This is a genomic window from Kordiimonas lacus, assembly GCF_001550055.1.
Lineage (GTDB): Bacteria > Pseudomonadota > Alphaproteobacteria > Sphingomonadales > Kordiimonadaceae > Kordiimonas > Kordiimonas lacus.
In genome coordinates this window covers 168663-183665 of sequence record NZ_LRUA01000002.1, presented here as the reverse complement: position 1 = coordinate 183665, position 15003 = coordinate 168663, and the positions used below count along the sequence as shown (strand labels likewise).

Annotated in this window: 13 protein-coding genes; 5 read left to right on the top strand and 8 right to left on the bottom strand. The window is 57.8% G+C overall.

Translation table 11 applies throughout. The features are described from left to right. Positions 1-6: 6 nt before the first annotated feature. The 5 genes from KORLAC_RS02010 to KORLAC_RS01990 all read right to left on the bottom strand — a co-directional run bounded on the left by KORLAC_RS02010 (position 7) and on the right by KORLAC_RS01990 (position 5060). Positions 7-1503 (bottom strand): FMN-binding glutamate synthase family protein, encoded by a 1497-nt coding sequence (locus tag KORLAC_RS02010; RefSeq protein ID WP_068302107.1) that lies wholly within the window; start codon positions 1501-1503, stop codon positions 7-9. 79 nt (positions 1504-1582) lie between these two features. Continuing rightward, positions 1583-2638 carry a serine hydrolase domain-containing protein gene (locus KORLAC_RS02005; RefSeq protein ID WP_206594835.1) on the bottom strand — a complete coding sequence of 352 codons (1056 nt, stop codon included), beginning with the start codon at positions 2636-2638 and terminating at the stop codon, positions 1583-1585. 73 nt (positions 2639-2711) lie between these two features. Further along, positions 2712-3533, bottom strand: a complete 822-nt coding sequence (locus tag KORLAC_RS02000; RefSeq protein WP_068302099.1) for a hypothetical protein — start codon at positions 3531-3533, stop codon at positions 2712-2714. Beyond that, positions 3530-4609, bottom strand: coding sequence for a GSCFA domain-containing protein (locus KORLAC_RS01995; protein WP_068302096.1), 1080 nt, complete (start codon positions 4607-4609; stop codon positions 3530-3532). The genes KORLAC_RS02000 and KORLAC_RS01995 overlap by 4 nt, the downstream gene beginning before the upstream one ends. A 22-nt stretch (positions 4610-4631) precedes the next feature. After that, positions 4632-5060: an iron-sulfur cluster assembly scaffold protein gene (locus tag KORLAC_RS01990; RefSeq protein ID WP_068302092.1), complete on the bottom strand. Its 429-nt coding sequence runs from the start codon at positions 5058-5060 to the stop codon at positions 4632-4634. 216 nt (positions 5061-5276) lie between these two features. Between KORLAC_RS01990 and folE the strand changes: the two genes are divergently transcribed. The 3 genes from folE (at position 5277) to KORLAC_RS01975 (ending at position 7276) form a co-directional block, all read left to right on the top strand. Next, positions 5277-5939: a GTP cyclohydrolase I FolE gene (folE, locus tag KORLAC_RS01985; protein WP_068302089.1), complete on the top strand. Its 663-nt coding sequence runs from the start codon at positions 5277-5279 to the stop codon at positions 5937-5939. A 79-nt stretch (positions 5940-6018) separates the two neighbouring features. Then, complete coding sequence (hisI, locus tag KORLAC_RS01980) at positions 6019-6441, top strand: phosphoribosyl-AMP cyclohydrolase (protein WP_068302085.1); 423 nt, start codon at positions 6019-6021, stop codon at positions 6439-6441. Next, on the top strand, positions 6434-7276 hold the full coding sequence (locus KORLAC_RS01975) for a trypsin-like serine peptidase (protein WP_068302081.1): 843 nt from the start codon (positions 6434-6436) through the stop codon (positions 7274-7276). Before hisI ends, KORLAC_RS01975 begins: the two co-directional genes overlap by 8 nt. A 76-nt stretch (positions 7277-7352) precedes the next feature. Here KORLAC_RS01975 and KORLAC_RS01970 read toward each other — a convergent pair whose 3' ends face one another. Together KORLAC_RS01970 and KORLAC_RS01965 are read right to left on the bottom strand one after the other, a co-directional pair. Beyond that, positions 7353-9773, bottom strand: coding sequence for a bifunctional diguanylate cyclase/phosphodiesterase (locus KORLAC_RS01970; protein ID WP_068302078.1), 2421 nt, complete (start codon positions 9771-9773; stop codon positions 7353-7355). Between the two features lie 84 nt (positions 9774-9857). Then, positions 9858-10928 carry an MHYT domain-containing protein gene (locus KORLAC_RS01965; protein ID WP_068302075.1) on the bottom strand — a complete coding sequence of 357 codons (1071 nt, stop codon included), beginning with the start codon at positions 10926-10928 and terminating at the stop codon, positions 9858-9860. A gap of 133 nt (positions 10929-11061) precedes the next feature. On the opposite strand from KORLAC_RS01965, the gene KORLAC_RS01960 reads away from it, so the two are divergent. Both KORLAC_RS01960 and KORLAC_RS01955 read left to right on the top strand, forming a co-directional pair. Further along, complete coding sequence (locus tag KORLAC_RS01960) at positions 11062-12447, top strand: FAD-binding oxidoreductase (protein ID WP_068302070.1); 1386 nt, start codon at positions 11062-11064, stop codon at positions 12445-12447. Then, the gene (locus tag KORLAC_RS01955; RefSeq protein ID WP_068302068.1) at positions 12444-13208 is read left to right on the top strand and encodes a hypothetical protein; all 765 of its coding nucleotides are present in this window, start codon (positions 12444-12446) and stop codon (positions 13206-13208) included. Before KORLAC_RS01960 ends, KORLAC_RS01955 begins: the two co-directional genes overlap by 4 nt. A gap of 8 nt (positions 13209-13216) precedes the next feature. Here the strand turns inward: KORLAC_RS01955 and KORLAC_RS01950 are convergent, their stop codons facing one another. Then, complete coding sequence (locus KORLAC_RS01950; protein ID WP_068302066.1) at positions 13217-14938, bottom strand: N-acyl-D-amino-acid deacylase family protein; 1722 nt, start codon at positions 14936-14938, stop codon at positions 13217-13219. Positions 14939-15003: the final 65 nt, after the last annotated feature.

Genomic DNA, 15003 nt, shown 5'->3' with positions numbered 1-15003 from the left:
TGCCCTCTATCCTTCTGTCACATCCGGCCACAGGTCGGCCATGGATTTGCTCTGGCCGGGCCGCATGATGATGCGCGCGTGCTTGCGCCGGAGCGCCCGCGGTTCCGCCACACCGCAGCTGTGGGCGATGATGCGGATTTCCTTCTTCATATTTTCGGCATAATTGGCCACCCGGTCGGCCTTGGTTTCCGGCACCAGACCGCGCTGCAGCCGCTTGTCGTGGGTGGTGACCCCCGTGGGGCAGGTGTTCTTGTTGCACTGAAGCGCCTGAATACACCCGAGCGAAAACATGAAGCCGCGTGCGGAATTCACAAAATCGGCCCCGGCACAGAAAGCCCACGCCACCTCAGACGGATTGATGAGCTTGCCGGATGCGATCACGCGAATGCGGTCCCGAAGGCCCGTGCGCATCAGGCTGTCCACCAGAAGCGGCAGGCTTTCACGCAAAGGCATGCCCATATTGTCAATCAGGCTCATGGGGGCGGCACCCGTGCCGCCGTCACCGCCATCAAGGGTGATGAAATCAGGCGCGCTTTCAGCGCCGCGCTTGTTCACCTCGGCGAACAGCTCGCCAAAGAATTCCTCGTCCCCGACCACCAGCTTGAGCCCTGTCGGCTTACCCGTTGTCTCGCGCACGTAGGCGACCATATCAAGGACATCGGCCACGCCGCGCATCTCTTCGTGCCGGTTGGGGCTGATGGCGCTTTTGCCCACCGGAATGCTGCGAATGGCCGCGATTTCTTCGGTCACCTTCACCCCGGGCAGGATGCCGCCCTTGCCGGGCTTGGCGCCCTGGCTCAGCTTGATCTCGAACATCTTGACCTGATCATGCCTAGCAACGGCCTTCAGCCTGCCCTCATCAAAACCGCCTTCGGGTTTCCTGACACCGAACTTGGCTGTACCGATCTGGAAGATGATGTCGCACCCGCCTTCAAGGTGATAGGGGCTCAGGCCCCCTTCACCGGTGTTCAGCCAGATGCCCGCCTTCTTGGCGCCCATCGACAGGGCACGCACGGCAGGGACTGAAAGCGCACCGAAGCTCATGCCGGAAATATTGAAGATCGAACTGGTGGTATAGGGCTCCCTCGCGCCCGGCCCGATGGTAACAGGTGTGGGTTCGGCGTCCTCTTCATCCATCGCCGGGAACGCACAGTTGGCGAAGAAAACAGTGCCTGCGGGCTTGAGGTCCCGCGTGCTGCCGAAGGCCACTGTTGAATCTACATCTTTTGCGGCGCGGTAAACCCAGGACCGCTCGGCCCGGTTGAAGGGCATTTCCTCCCGGTCCATGGCAAAGCAATACTGACGAAAGAATTCACCCAGATGTTCAAACAGATATCGGAAGCGGGCAATGACCGGATAGTTGCGTCTGAGGGCGCTTTCATGTTGGCTCTTGTCGCGAAAATAGGCGGCAATAACCCACAGAACGCCCAGGCCCACCGCCAGCACGAACATCAGCGCCAGATATTGCAAGATAATGGGAAGATACGCCAAAATCGTGTCCATCCCCTGCCCCCTTTACCAGATGATCCTTGTCCTTAAGGCTCGCACAGGCGTGTGTTCCAGTAAAGCCGCAATAGGCCTGTTAGTGCACCGCCCCCAACTCAAAGGCAGGCAGGATATAGCCCTGCAGCAGGTCATTCGATTGTTGGTGCATGTCCGGCGTATTGTAGCGCTCAGCCGTGATCACCACCACCATGTCCATGTCCTCGAACACCGCCACTTTGCTGCCGCCGTTGCCCGCCATGTAATAGCCTTTGTGTACAAGGCCTGTGGTGGCGGAAAAGAAATCGCCAATCCACCAGTGATAGCCATAGCTTTGTACTTCACTGACCACTCGGTGCGCTGTTGTGCTTTCCGTGATCCAGCCTTCGGGCAGCAGGCGGCGTCCGTTCCAGACCCCGTTCTGCAGCGCAAGCTGTCCAAACTTCATCAGGTCCCGGCTTGTCAGTTCAAGCCCGCCCCCGGCCTGTTCCTCACCGATAGGCGAACTGTGCCATTCGTACCTGGTTATCCCGAGCGGGGTGAACAGTGCAGCATCTATGAAATCATCCAGGCTCTGGCCCACGGCCATCTCAATCGCCTGTCCGGCCAGGAAGGACCCCGCGGTGCAGTAACGGAACGGCCCAAGGCCAGAGGCATCGCGCGACCAGCCTGGCATGGTGGGCAGGTCCAGCACGAAGCGGGTCCAGTCCTGCTCCTGGTGCATCTTGTCCTCGTATCCCGGGGTCGTCTGGTCATTGTCGTTGCAGTCCAGCGCCGACGACATGGTCAGCAGATCCTTGAGGCTGATATCCTTCTTTGTGTCGTTCAGATGTTTGATGGGGTCATAAACCCGGAAGAACGGCATGACCTTGTCGTCTGCGCTGGAGAAACCGCCCTGCTCGATCGCCGCACCCACCGCCATGCTGGTGATGCTTTTGGTCGCAGACCGGGTGTTATTGAGATACTGCGGGCCGCTCCGCCCGAAATAGCGCTCATAGACAATCTTGCCGTCCTTCAGCACCAGGACGCTGGTGATGTCCTTATAGTCGCCTCGGCTGATGGTGGCCGTCATTTCGTCCATCGTGCCGTTGTTTGCCAAGGCCGCACTTGCAAGCCCCAGCACCGCTATCAGCCCTGAAAGGAACTGTCGCATCATCATCCGCTCTCCCATGATTGGCGCCAACCATAGTAGACATCGAGATTTTGTCGATAGTTAGATTGCTTCCGTCTTATCCGGTTTCGCGGGACACCGTCTCAAAAAAAGATTTGAGCAGTGTGGCCCCATATCGGCCATTCATGTGTAGATAATCATCATCGGGGGAGGCCTCATACTTGGCGTCCTGAAGCCATTCACTGCCCTTGCAATATTCATGCTTCGTGAAACATGGCGCGCTATAGAATTCGGCAGGAATGTCGATCAATCTGTAGCCCTGCGCCCGAACAGCATCCAGCCCTGCCCTATATTGGTCCTCCAGCACGATATGGTCACCAGCAGCATGAATTTTCTGCCAATTCCGCATTATCTCCATCCAGACTTTCTTGCTCGTCTTTGTCGCCGACAACAAGCCCTCGCTTGGACAGGGACTGGGCACCAGATATGCTGGCGTATCCACGGCAGCGGCGATTTCATCCGCCAGGCGCGCTGCTACGCTCGACAAGAATAAACCCTTTACCGCGTCGGAAAAACAGGCTTCAGACACCAACACGTTCCCCCCGCTCATTGCGTGGCGTTCTGACCTGAAAAATGAATAGATGGTTCGCATAATCAGGTTGATGCCGATGCCCGCACCCTGAACCAGGAAACAATCATAAGCTTCAAGGTCTATCTCGGCCTGCCCACCAGACGTAACTTTGAAATATTCCCTTGTATACTTCTCGACCGATACCAATTTAGACCCACGGCGCTTCACATGCCGCAGACGCTCTGTCACCCCAAAATCGGGAGCGCCAAAGAATACAATATCCCAATCACTTTGTTCGGCCTTAATCGCATCCCAGCCCGTCTTCAAAGCCCCGACATGAGAGGTACCAATCACGCACAATTTCTTCATGACGAAAATGCCTCCAGCAGCGCGTCCTCACAAATCTCCTTACCCTCTTGATCTTCCTTCTTCACCCGCGTTTCAGACGCCGTTCCTGTCGGCTTGCCGCCAGATTGCTTCGTCTTCTGCTGCCCATCGGGGTCATGGTCGTCGAAAAAGACACGCATCACGGTCTGCACGCCTTCCTCTGTCACACTGCGCAGGTTGGGCGCGAAAAATTTTCCTTTGGAGAAAGGAGATGCAATAATCTCATAGGATGGAAAATAGTCGATGTCATCGTAGGTCTGATACAGCTCGCCTGCCACCCCTCGCAACGCTGACTTGGAATAGGTGGTTGCCGTCAATACATGGTCTGTTGTTGCCGTCGCAGTAAGTGGAACGGGCGAAACAGTAAGCAAGAAACGCACATCAGCATTGTGCTTATGAATAAGCGCTCTGAATGCGAGAAAGTCTTCCAGTATTTGTGAATGGGTGTAGTTCTTGAACGACATAAATTGCGGATCGTAAGACCCAGCGATGGTTCCCAGGGCAGTTGGATACACTGTACCGCTCTCTTCATTCTCCCATGCTTCGGTAAGCCCCAAGGTGAAGACAAATACATCCATTTCTTCAAACATGCGACGGACATGGCTCAGGTGCATCATGCGGCTGAGGCGAACCTGCTCAGGCGTGCTCAGCCCCTCGGGTTCCACAGAGGGCCGCAAGGCATCAAAGAACCTGCCATTCCTTTCCCATATCCATTTTCGCGGCTTAAATTCACCAAAGGCCTCTTGGGCCAGCCGCAACAACTGACGTACCGCATAGATGTTGCCAAAACGCGCAGAATAGAGCGAAAAGCCATATTTCTTCAGCTGTTCATCCGACAATCCCGGTGGACCAGGTTCCATATCCAACACATTAAAGCCACGCCCCCTCAGGTTGCGAGCTATATGCTGAGCAAAACAACTTCCTGCAGTTGCAACTTTATCCTTGCGACCAATTTTAAACTTGTGACGATATAGATTCTGAATAGTCTCTGGCGCTTCATCAGCAACGCCCGTGCGCCAAAAATTACGTCGTGGCAAACCCTGGTATGGTGATTTCATGCTGTATTCCCCCATCATTGCATCAGCGATGCGTGTCAATTTCCGCGAACAGGCCCTCTAATACCTCAAAGGGCAGCATCACGCTGCCGTGGCGGCCTGGGTGCTCCCACACGGGGGCCAGGAGCGCGAGGTCTGCCCATTTGGCCGGGAAATCCGCCTCGCCAGTCTTGACCATATGGCGGAAGCGCGCGGCGATATCCGTAAGCTCGTCTTCACTCAGCCCAATCACATGCTGGCCGACAATGGCGGCCGTGGCCTGGCCAAGTGCACAGGCCTTCACCTCCTGCCCGAACTCGGTGATCACGCCATTTTGAACACGTGCATCCGCGCTGATCCGGCTGCCGCAGATACGGCTGGTCTTGGTGACCGTGGCGTCCGCCACCTGAAGCCGCTCGGTGTGCGGGATACGCGTGGTCCAGCGCAGGATATCGGTGTTGTAAAGTTCGGTCATTTTCCTGATCCAGAAGTTCCGTCCCTACGTAAGACGGGAAACACGGATTGCCAAGAAGGATTTGGCTTGAGCCGCAGAAATCTTGCGTTTGCCTTGAATTCTGGTTAATCCTGACCATATCAATCGGTGTTTCCCGTGGCCAAAAAGCCGGAAACCGATTCCATAGCCGACCCGAAAGACGAGAGGTTGGCCATCATCCACAGAAAGGAATTTTAGATGGATGCCGTACTTGAAAGGGCCGACACTGGCTCTGAACTGAAGGTAATCCCTGATGACGCCCGTGGGGACGCAGGCGCAGGAACTACCCCACGTGTTATCAAGCCAAGCCGCGCCGAGGCTGAAGAGGCCGTGCGCACGCTGATCCGCTGGGCGGGCGACGACCCGACCCGTGAAGGCCTGCTGGACACGCCTAAGCGCGTCACCAAGGCCTACAAGGAATTCTTCAAAGGCTATGAAGACGACCCGGCAGAAATCCTGTCGCGTACGTTCGAGGAAGTCGCAGGCTATGACGACATGGTCGTGCTGCGCGGCATCAAGGTGGAAAGCCACTGTGAACACCATATGGTGCCAGTGCTGGGAACAGCCCACGTGGCCTATATGCCGAACGGGTCTGTGGTTGGCATCTCCAAGCTCGCGCGGATCGTTGAAGCGTATGGCAAACGCCTGCAGACGCAGGAAACCATGACAGCCCAGATCGCTGACGCCATCGAGACATATCTCAAGCCCAAGGGCGTTGCCGTGGTAATCGACGCCACCCACAGCTGCATGTCCTGCCGCGGCGTGAAACACAGTGATGTTTACACCATCACCCGCCAGTTCCGCGGGGTGTTCCGCGAAGCCGACCAAGAGCGCCGCTTCTGGGACCTGGTGCGCGGGTAAAAGCTGGATCAACAATCTATCACTTGATGAAGCGGTGTGATCGGGCGATCATGCCGCTTTGTTGTTTGAGAGCTTACGCATGACCAAAATCCAGTTTGCAGAGCGGGCCGACCGCAAGGCCGTTGAAACGGGTGACGCATTCGCCCCCAAGTTTGATGACCGGGGCCTCATTCCCGTCGTCACCACCTGCGCGAGCACGGGGGCAGTCCTGATGCAGGCCTGGATGAACGCCGAAGCCATCGAGCGCACAATCGAAACTGGCGAAGCGCACTATTACAGCCGCTCGCGGTCCGAGCTTTGGCACAAGGGCGCGACCTCTGGTGAATTCCAGGTGGTGAAGGATTTCCGCACCGACTGCGACCAGGACGCGCTGTGGCTGGTGGTGGAGCAGAAAGGCGGGAAATGCTGCCACGTGGGACACCCCAGCTGTTTTTACCGCAGCATCAGCGTGGGCACGCCTGTGAGCGCCAGCGCCCCGCCACGCCTGAAGACTGATGATTAGAATATTCCTCATCCTTGCCTTGACGCTTATTGCCCTGCCGGCCTTTGCGCAGCAACAGGACTCGACCATGACGCCCGAGGAGCGCCTGAATCGGATGCGGGCCGTTGAAGGCCGCGTACCCGAAGATGTGGTCACCAGCTTCCGCCGCCGCACTGTCGACAGCAACGAACCACCCTGGCGGGCCATCGGACGGGTAAACATCGGCGGGCGGGCGCACTGCAGCGGCGCCCTTGTCGGCGACCGTTTGGTGCTCACCGCTGCCCATTGCCTCTACTCAAAGGCCGGCCAGACAATGGTGGTGCCCGGCATCGTTCATTTCGTATCGGGCTACAGCAAAGGTGAATATCGGGCGCACTCCCGCGTCCTGAGCTATTTTGTACCCTCAGGCTTCGACGGCACGCTGGGGGCGGATAAACGGAACCTGCCGCATGACTGGGCGATCCTGAAGCTGGCAGACCCGATTGGGCAACAGGAAGGCTTTCTTGAGCTGCACGAAAACTTCAGGGGCAGCGCCGCCCACAAAGGCCCGCTTCTGGCCACCCCCGAGGTTATTGCGGCTGGATACCCCGGCGACCGGGCACATATCCTGTCTTTGGAAGAAGGCTGCAGCATCCGCAATGCGCTCTATGGCAACCGCGTTTTGTTGACTGACTGCCTGTCGCTGAAGGGCGACAGCGGCGGGCCGATATTGCAGAAGATTGAGGGCAGCGATACCTATGTGATTATCGGTGTCCAGACCGCTTCTACCAAGGTGGGCCGCACACAGGCCAGCATGGGTGTGTCAGCCCTGGCTTTCCGGGACCGCCTCAATCTAGCCCTGTCCGAAAGCCGCTGAAGGCTGTTACCGTTGGATACGCACACGAGCGTGCCTTAGGGGAAGGCCACCTGTCCGGTAACATATCAGAATGAAATCAGGCCAGACGCCCGTGAGGGACGTACTTGTTGGCCTTCTGACCAGCGGTGGCTTGCACCAGCGCGGCATACTCGTCGATCGGCTTGGGCTTACCTGTATAATAACCTTGCACTTCATCACCATGTTCAAGCCGCAACATTGCCAGCTGGCTTTCGGTTTCCACCCCCTCTGCCAGCACGGGAATATCCAGGCCGTGGGCAAGTCCTATCATGCCTTTGACAATGCCAAGCGCCTGCGGATCGGTTTGCAGGTTCAAGATAAAGCTACGGTCGATCTTCAGTTTGTCGAACGGAAACTGCCGGAGATAGCTGAGCGAACTGTATCCCGTGCCGAAATCATCCATTGCCAGCAGCACACCTTTAGCCCTAAGGGCGCGGAGCATGTCAAGCGCGCGCGCCTCGTCTTCAATCAAAACCCCTTCGGTGATCTCAAGCTCAAGCCGCTCCGGCGCAAGGCCGTGCCGCTGGATCGTTTCGGCAATCCGACTACCCAGATTATCCTCCAGGAACTGCACTGGCGACAAGTTCACAGCGATCCGGAGAGGATTATCCCACTGGGCGGCTTCTCTGCAGGCTTCGTCCAGAATCCAGTCTCCTATGTCGACAATCGCGCCGGATTCTTCGGCGAGCGGAATAAATTCCGCCGGGGAAATAAGCCCCAACGCCGGATGGCGCCAGCGCACCAGCGCCTCAAACCCGGTGACAATGCCTGTATCGCAGTCAAATTGCGGCTGATACAGCAGGAACAGCTCCCCCTTTTCCAGTGCACTCGCCAAATCCAGCTTCAGCCTGCGGCGTTCTTCCTGTGCCTTGTCGACACTTTCCTCATAAAAGCAATAGTTGCCGCGCCCAATTGCCTTGGCCTTTTTCATGGCGATCTCGGCGCGGGCAAGAAGAATGTTGGGGTCATCTGCGTCATCTGGGGCAACTGCGGTTCCCACGCACACCGTGATTTTCACTTCGAGTCCGGCCACAGAAAAAGGCTGGTTTAATTTCCGCCTCAAACGCTCCAGAAGCAATTCAGCACTTTCAGCGCTGGCCACGCCCTCCTGTACCACGCAAAACTGATCGGCCCCGATACGGGACACAATTACCATGCCGCGCATCACGCTTGAAATGCGCCCGGCAAAGAATTTCAGCAGCTGATCCGCATTCTGTTGGCCAACGGTGGTGTTCATCTCCTTGAAGAAATCCAGATCGATAAAATGCAGAATCACTTTCTGGTCGTGAGCCTGCGCAGTCGGGATGCTTTGCCCCAACCGGTCCATCATCAGCTGGCGATTGGCCAGCCCCGTCAACACGTCATAATTGGCCAGATAGTTGATCCGCTGCTCGGCAGCGCGGCGCTCACGCAGGTCTCGCACAATCACCACATTGTGGGGTTCGCCGCTGACAATCGCGCATTTGAAGAACAGTTCTGTGGGTATTTCCTCGCCCACGGAACTCAACAAGGTTGTTTCTTCAATATGCTCGGCGCGTTCAGCCAAGTTGGTGACTGTCTCTCCTTGCGGAAAATCGTGAAAATATCGGGCGAAATCCTGCCCCCGAAGCTGACGTATACTGTGACACACCAGCGACAGGAAGCTGGGGTTTGCATCCACAATATGGCCGCCATAGTCCACCACCACGATGCCCTCAATCGCGGCATCCGCCAAGCTCTGAAGGCGCGAAACCTCAACCGATTGATGTTCAGTAATGTGTATATCCATCACCACCATCGCCAGACTGAAGCCCAACACAGCCAGCGCCCCAATAGATACACCAAACCCCAGAACCACATCCGTGAACAGCCGGTCCGGCAGAGGCAACGAGGCATCGGGCGACACTGTCGTGCCGGCCATAGCAACCATGTGCAAAGCGAGCGGCGCACTGGCAAGAAGGGCCGTAGCCAGCAGCTGCCGCACCCGGTCATAGGTTTTGTTCATCACCACCAGAGCGACCCCGGCCAACAAGAGAGCAGCAAGGCCAGCCACCAAGTTGTACCAGCTATTTGTTGCCACCTGCCCCTGAAGCGACAAAGACTGCAGTTCAATATAATGCATCATCGCCATGCCAGCACCAACCAGTAGGCCGGCGAGCAGTCGGGCCCGTTTGGTCCGGTTATATGTCGCAAGATACAGCCCGATTCCCACAGACGCGATCATCACGGCACCCGACATCAGGTTCAGCCAGAAGCCATGACCGATGGCCAAACCCTGGTCCCACCCCAGCATCGCCATGAAATGGGTGGCCCAAAAACCGCCGCCCACCACGACCGCCGACTTCAGCAGCCACCGCCACCTGTCGCTCTCTGCGGACTCACGGGCACGCTGCGCCATCATAACTGCGGCAAAGGCACATATCAGGGAAATCAGGCTTGCAAGGCCAAGGACACGGACGTCATGCTCGTTGAAGATAATTGTTATGACCTGCGTCAGCATAGGAAACATCCCGGGCCCATCGTTGAGCCGTCAATGGTAAGCTCCAAGACTTGATGTTCTATTAACGCCCGTGCGCTATTTCACCTAAGTCGCAGCTGTCACAAGCGCCACAATAGAGGTAGCGGCAAGGCCATGCTGCAGATTCAGGGCCACCTGCACCGACCGCTCGCTTCCATCTGCATGGATCGCCACGGCTTGCCTTTCAATGGAATCTTCGGCCGCTTCCAGCAAATCCTCATCTAGTTCCAGATTTCGGAAACAATGCTTGAACATAAGCCCCTGAATGACCTGGTGCCGACGCCCCACAAGGCGCAGGAATGGGCCATTGGCGGCAAGAATACGACCTTTGTCATCCAACAGAACAATGCCTTCTGTCCCAGCATCCACGATATCCCGCAAATAGCGGGCTTCTTCCTGAAATCGCTTGGCCATATGCCTGTCAATCAAGGCACTGGCCAACGTCAGGGCCAGCAGTAATCCAGCTGCAAGAGTAACGCCCAGCACAATATAGACTTTGGGAACCGCATAGGTGGGCACCGAAACCGTGGGATCATAGGTCACATTTACCGCTGTCATCGCAGTAAAATGCAGGGTGCAAATTGCTGCCATGAACAGGAAGGAGCCGCGCAGCAAATAGCGCTGGCGGTTGAAGGATTTCATGGCGTAGAGCGTCAGGCTGCTGAAGCCGACACCCAGGAAAACCGCTAAAAGCAAGTAGGGCTGGTCATAATGGATCGTGCCTTGCAGGCGGACCGCATCCATCCCCACCCAGTGCATGGATGCAATCCCACTTCCGACGACGGTGCCGGCGATGATCAGCGGAAGAATGCCGCGAAACAGCACCCATATCGCAAACCCAGCACCACACACGACAATCGCGACAAGTACCGACAGCACCGTCAAAATGACATCAAATGCCACAGGCATGCCAGGATCATAGGCAATCATCGCAACAAAATGGGTTGCCCACACGCCACTACCGGCACTGATCGCTGTCAAAAGACCCCAGTGCTTTCGAGCCGATTCTTCTGCCTCTTTCGCGCGCTGCAGGAGGCTCATGGTTGTATAACTGGCAAACAGGCTTATCATCGCAGCCAGAATTACCAGCCGATAGTCATGCTCAATCACAATACATTGATAGATTTCAAAGATCATTTAAGGGGCTCTCATTTGCCGTCAGCATAGCCCAGCTATCCTTGCAAATGCGTTAACTATGGGGCGTTTCAGCGTTTTTTGCTTCCCCGCAATCTGCACTCGCCAATCCTGCAATCTTCTGTAAAATAGCCCTATGAACAAAGACTTGGCCATTTCGGATCTTACGGCGCGGTTTGGCACAAAGATCAATCTTTCGACTGCCGACCGCGAACAGCATGGCGCGGACGAAAGCTCGCACGCCGTGATGATGCCTGACGCGGTCCTCTATGCCGCGACCACGGAAGACGTGGCCGACGCCGTGCGCATCTGCGCACGCCACCGCATGCCGGTGATCCCGTTTGGCGCCGGCACCTCGCTTGAAGGCCATGTCACGGCGCCCCATGGCGGCCTGACCATTGACCTGAGCCTGATGAACCGGGTGCTGGCGGTCAATGAGGCCGACCTTGACGTACGCGTGCAGGCCGGTGTCACGCGGCAGTCACTGAATGCATACCTGCGTGACAGGGGCCTGTTCTTCCCGGTTGATCCGGGCGCGGACTGTACGCTTGGCGGCATGGTGGGCACGCGCGCGTCGGGCACCAATGCTGTCAGGTACGGCACCATGCGCGAACAGCTTCTGTCGCTCGAGGTGGTCACAGCAACCGGCGAAATCATTGAAACCGGGAACCGCGCACGCAAGTCGGCCGCGGGCTATGACCTGACGCACCTGTTCACCGGGTCAGAAGGCACCCTTGGGGTGGTCACGGAAATGAGCCTCAAGGTTTATGGCAGGCCGGAAAAGCTGATGGCGGGCGTGTGCCGCTTCCCTGACCTTGGCGCTGCGATCGACACCGTTATCACCACGATTCAGATGGGCCTGCCGGTGGCGCGCATTGAGCTTCTGGACGAGCTATCGATCAAAGCCGTGAACGCCTATTCGGGCTTGAAACACCAGGAAGCTCCCACCCTGTTCCTCGAGTTCCACGGTAGCGCCGCCGCCGTCGATGCAGACATCGCAGCTTTCAGCGATCTTGCCGCGGATATGGGCGGGTCAGACATTGAGTTCGCGGAAAAACAGGAAGACATCAACAAGCTGTGGCACGCCCGGCATCAGCTATATTATGCCACCCGCGCCATGGAGCCTGGCAAGCATGTGGTGACAACAGATGTGTGTGTGCCCATTTCGCGCCTTGGGGACTGTATGCGCGAGACCCGCCGCGACATGGATGAAAGTCCCATCGTGGGCACCATGCTGGGGCATGTGGGCGACGGCAATTTCCACACCATTCTACTGGCGGACCCGAACAATCTGGGTGAAATGCGGGCGCTGGATGACCTGCACGACCGCATGGTGACCCGCGCCATTGAAATGGGCGGCACCTGCACCGGCGAGCACGGCATCGGCCTTGGTAAAATGAAATATCTGGAAAAGGAAAAGGGCCCGGCTGTCCATCTGATGCGCCAGATCAAGGCCGCGCTGGACCCGGTCGGCATCATGAACCCGGGCAAATTGCTGCCGGGCATGGAAAACGGATCATGATCGAGGAATTTTTCACAGTACTGACCGTCCGTGCGGTGCCTGGGGCCCGCGAAGGCGGCCTCGTGCGCGAAATAGCAGGCATCCTGGGCCGTCACCGTCGGCAGAAGGCCTTCTGGGCAGACCATCTGCAGCACACCAAGGAATGCATCACCGCCCACCTTTATCAGGCAGACCCGAAAGAACCGATCCTGCTGATGGGCGCGGGACTGTGTCTTGATGTGCCTCTGGCAGCGCTGAATGATCACCCGGCCGGGGCGCTTCTGATGGATGCGGTTGAAACCCGTCAGGCGCGCCGCGCCATCAAGCCCTTTGGCAATGTGGAATTTGAGCGCGCCGACCTCACCGGCATGCTGCAGGAATTCTGGCTGGGCGACAAAAACACCGCCATCAGCCCGCCCGATATGGCTCCCCTGCCGCTGGTGGGCCACGGCATGGCCGTCAGCTGTAACGTGCTCAGCCAGCTGCCGCTGGCCTTTGCCGCGAGCCCCCCAGTTGGCGAGCAGGAAGAAAAAATTACAACTGCAATCCAGAAAGCGCATGTACGAGCGCTTCTGGCCATGGATTGCCCGGTCCTCATGATTACCGACTATGAGCGTGTGGAAATCACGGGCACCGCGCCGCATGTTATCCAGACAGTCGACCCCCACCTGCTACCCGGGGATCCGATTGAGATGTGGGACTGGCCCATTGCCCCGCCTGGCGAGGTAGCCGCCGATCTAGACGTGCGCCTGAAGGTTGGCGCGTGGCTTCTGAACGTCTGACGGCCTGCCTACTGGCCCTCATCCCACCCGGTCCACCCGGGCCCGCGCACAACCCGTCCTGGGGTTGCGCCGGTGTGCTCGCCGGCCTTGATCACCTGCACCCCATTGACAAACACATCGCTGACGCCCGTTGAAAGCTGGTGAGGATCATTGAAAGTTGAGTGATCCGCAATGGTCGCCGGATCAAACACCACGATATCCGCATAGGCGCCTTCGAGGACATGCCCCCTGTCGCGCAACTTCAGCCGTGCCGCAGGTAGTCCGGTCAGGCGGAAGATGGCTTCATGGAGCGGGATCACCTTCTCGTCGCGCACATAATGGCCCAGGAGGCGTGCCACGTTGCCGTAGGTGCGCGGGTGCTTGCCGCCAAATTCCTTGGCAACAGCAGGGTCAACCGCTTCGGCGTCAGACCCGAAAGCCACCCAGGGCTGACGGATTTTCTTTTTCACATTGTCTTCACTCATCAGGAAGTAGATGGCGCTTACGCGCGTGCCGTCTGCAATCACCAGGTCCATCGCGGCCTCTTCGGGCGTTTTCCCCATGGCCTCGGCCACTTCTGAAAGACGCATACCGGTATATTTCTTCAGCTCCGGATTCTGGAAATAGGGCAGCAGCACGCCTTCCGGCCCCGCCGCCAGCATCAGGTTCTCCCAGTCGTCAGACGGGGTTGTCATTTCCACCTGTAGCCGCTTGCGGATGTCCGGGTCCTTCAACCGCTCGGCCCACTCTTCATGGGTGCCTTCCTGCACCCAGGGCGGCATGGCAGCGTCAAGGCCCGTGGCCCCAGCCGTGTAGCTATACATATCGGCACTGATGTCCAGGCCCTCAGCCCGCGCGGCTTCGACGCGCGCAATCACATCATCCAACTTGGCCCAGTTATCCTTGCCCGCCGCTTTCAGATGATAAATCTCTGCGGGCAGGTCCGCTTCGCGGGCAATGGTAATCAGTTCCTCCAGCGAGGCCATGATCTGGCTGCCCTCACTGCGCATATGGGAGATGTAGCGCCCGCCATACTGGCCCGCGACGCTTGCAAGCGCGATCAGTTCATCGGTTTTAGCGTAAAAGGCCGGCGCGTAGATCAGCGACGTGCCCAATCCCATGGCGCCTTCCTCCATGGCGGTTGCCACCTCGGCCTTCATGGCTTCAAGCTCTGCCTCCGTCGGCGCCCGGTTGGCGTAGCCCACATGGTTGATGCGCACGGTGGTGGCCCCCACGTAGGACGCCACGTTGGGGGAAATGCCTTTGCTTTCCAGCATCTCCAGATATTCGCCAAAACCTGTCCAGGTCACTTCATACGGCTGAGGCGTGGCACTGATTTTCTTCTGGTAGTCTGCTTTCGTGTGCTCCGCCAGCGGCCCCATGGACCAACCTTCGCCAAACACTTCAAGCGTTACACCCTGCACCGTGTCCGACAGCCCGCGCCCGTCAAGGATCAGGCTGTCTGTTGCCCAGGACAGCATGTTGATAAATCCGGGCGCCACCGCTTTGCCCGACGCATCAATCACGGTGGCGGCTTCCGCGCCAGACAGGTCACCGATCGCGACAATCCGGTCCGCCCGCACGCCAACATCTGCAAGGCGCCCCCGGGCGCCTGTGCCGTCATAGACCGTGCCACCCTTAATCAGGACATCATACTGGTCAGGCTGTTTTTCTGTGTCGCCACACCCGGCAAGCAGAAGAAAAGCCGATGCCGCAAGAAGCTTCAGGAATGTGATGCGCGTGATAGCCATGGTGCCCCCCAGATGTGATATGACCAAATAGCACTCTATGGCCGGGATGCAGACGGGCGCAAGGC

Excerpts from the sequence above, each read along its gene's own strand:
- KORLAC_RS02010 (WP_068302107.1), bottom strand. The coding sequence starts at position 1,503 with ATGGACACGATTTTGGCGTATCTTCCCATTATCTTGCAATATCTGGCG.
- KORLAC_RS02005 (WP_206594835.1), bottom strand. The coding sequence starts at position 2,638 with ATGATGCGACAGTTCCTTTCAGGGCTGATAGCGGTGCTGGGGCTTGCA.
- KORLAC_RS02000 (WP_068302099.1), bottom strand. The coding sequence starts at position 3,533 with ATGAAGAAATTGTGCGTGATTGGTACCTCTCATGTCGGGGCTTTGAAG.
- KORLAC_RS01995 (WP_068302096.1), bottom strand. The coding sequence starts at position 4,609 with ATGAAATCACCATACCAGGGTTTGCCACGACGTAATTTTTGGCGCACG.
- KORLAC_RS01990 (WP_068302092.1), bottom strand. The coding sequence starts at position 5,060 with ATGACCGAACTTTACAACACCGATATCCTGCGCTGGACCACGCGTATC.
- folE (WP_068302089.1), top strand. The coding sequence starts at position 5,277 with ATGGATGCCGTACTTGAAAGGGCCGACACTGGCTCTGAACTGAAGGTA.
- hisI (WP_068302085.1), top strand. The coding sequence starts at position 6,019 with ATGACCAAAATCCAGTTTGCAGAGCGGGCCGACCGCAAGGCCGTTGAA.
- KORLAC_RS01975 (WP_068302081.1), top strand. The coding sequence starts at position 6,434 with ATGATTAGAATATTCCTCATCCTTGCCTTGACGCTTATTGCCCTGCCG.
- KORLAC_RS01970 (WP_068302078.1), bottom strand. The coding sequence starts at position 9,773 with ATGCTGACGCAGGTCATAACAATTATCTTCAACGAGCATGACGTCCGT.
- KORLAC_RS01965 (WP_068302075.1), bottom strand. The coding sequence starts at position 10,928 with ATGATCTTTGAAATCTATCAATGTATTGTGATTGAGCATGACTATCGG.
- KORLAC_RS01960 (WP_068302070.1), top strand. The coding sequence starts at position 11,062 with ATGAACAAAGACTTGGCCATTTCGGATCTTACGGCGCGGTTTGGCACA.
- KORLAC_RS01955 (WP_068302068.1), top strand. The coding sequence starts at position 12,444 with ATGATCGAGGAATTTTTCACAGTACTGACCGTCCGTGCGGTGCCTGGG.
- KORLAC_RS01950 (WP_068302066.1), bottom strand. The coding sequence starts at position 14,938 with ATGGCTATCACGCGCATCACATTCCTGAAGCTTCTTGCGGCATCGGCT.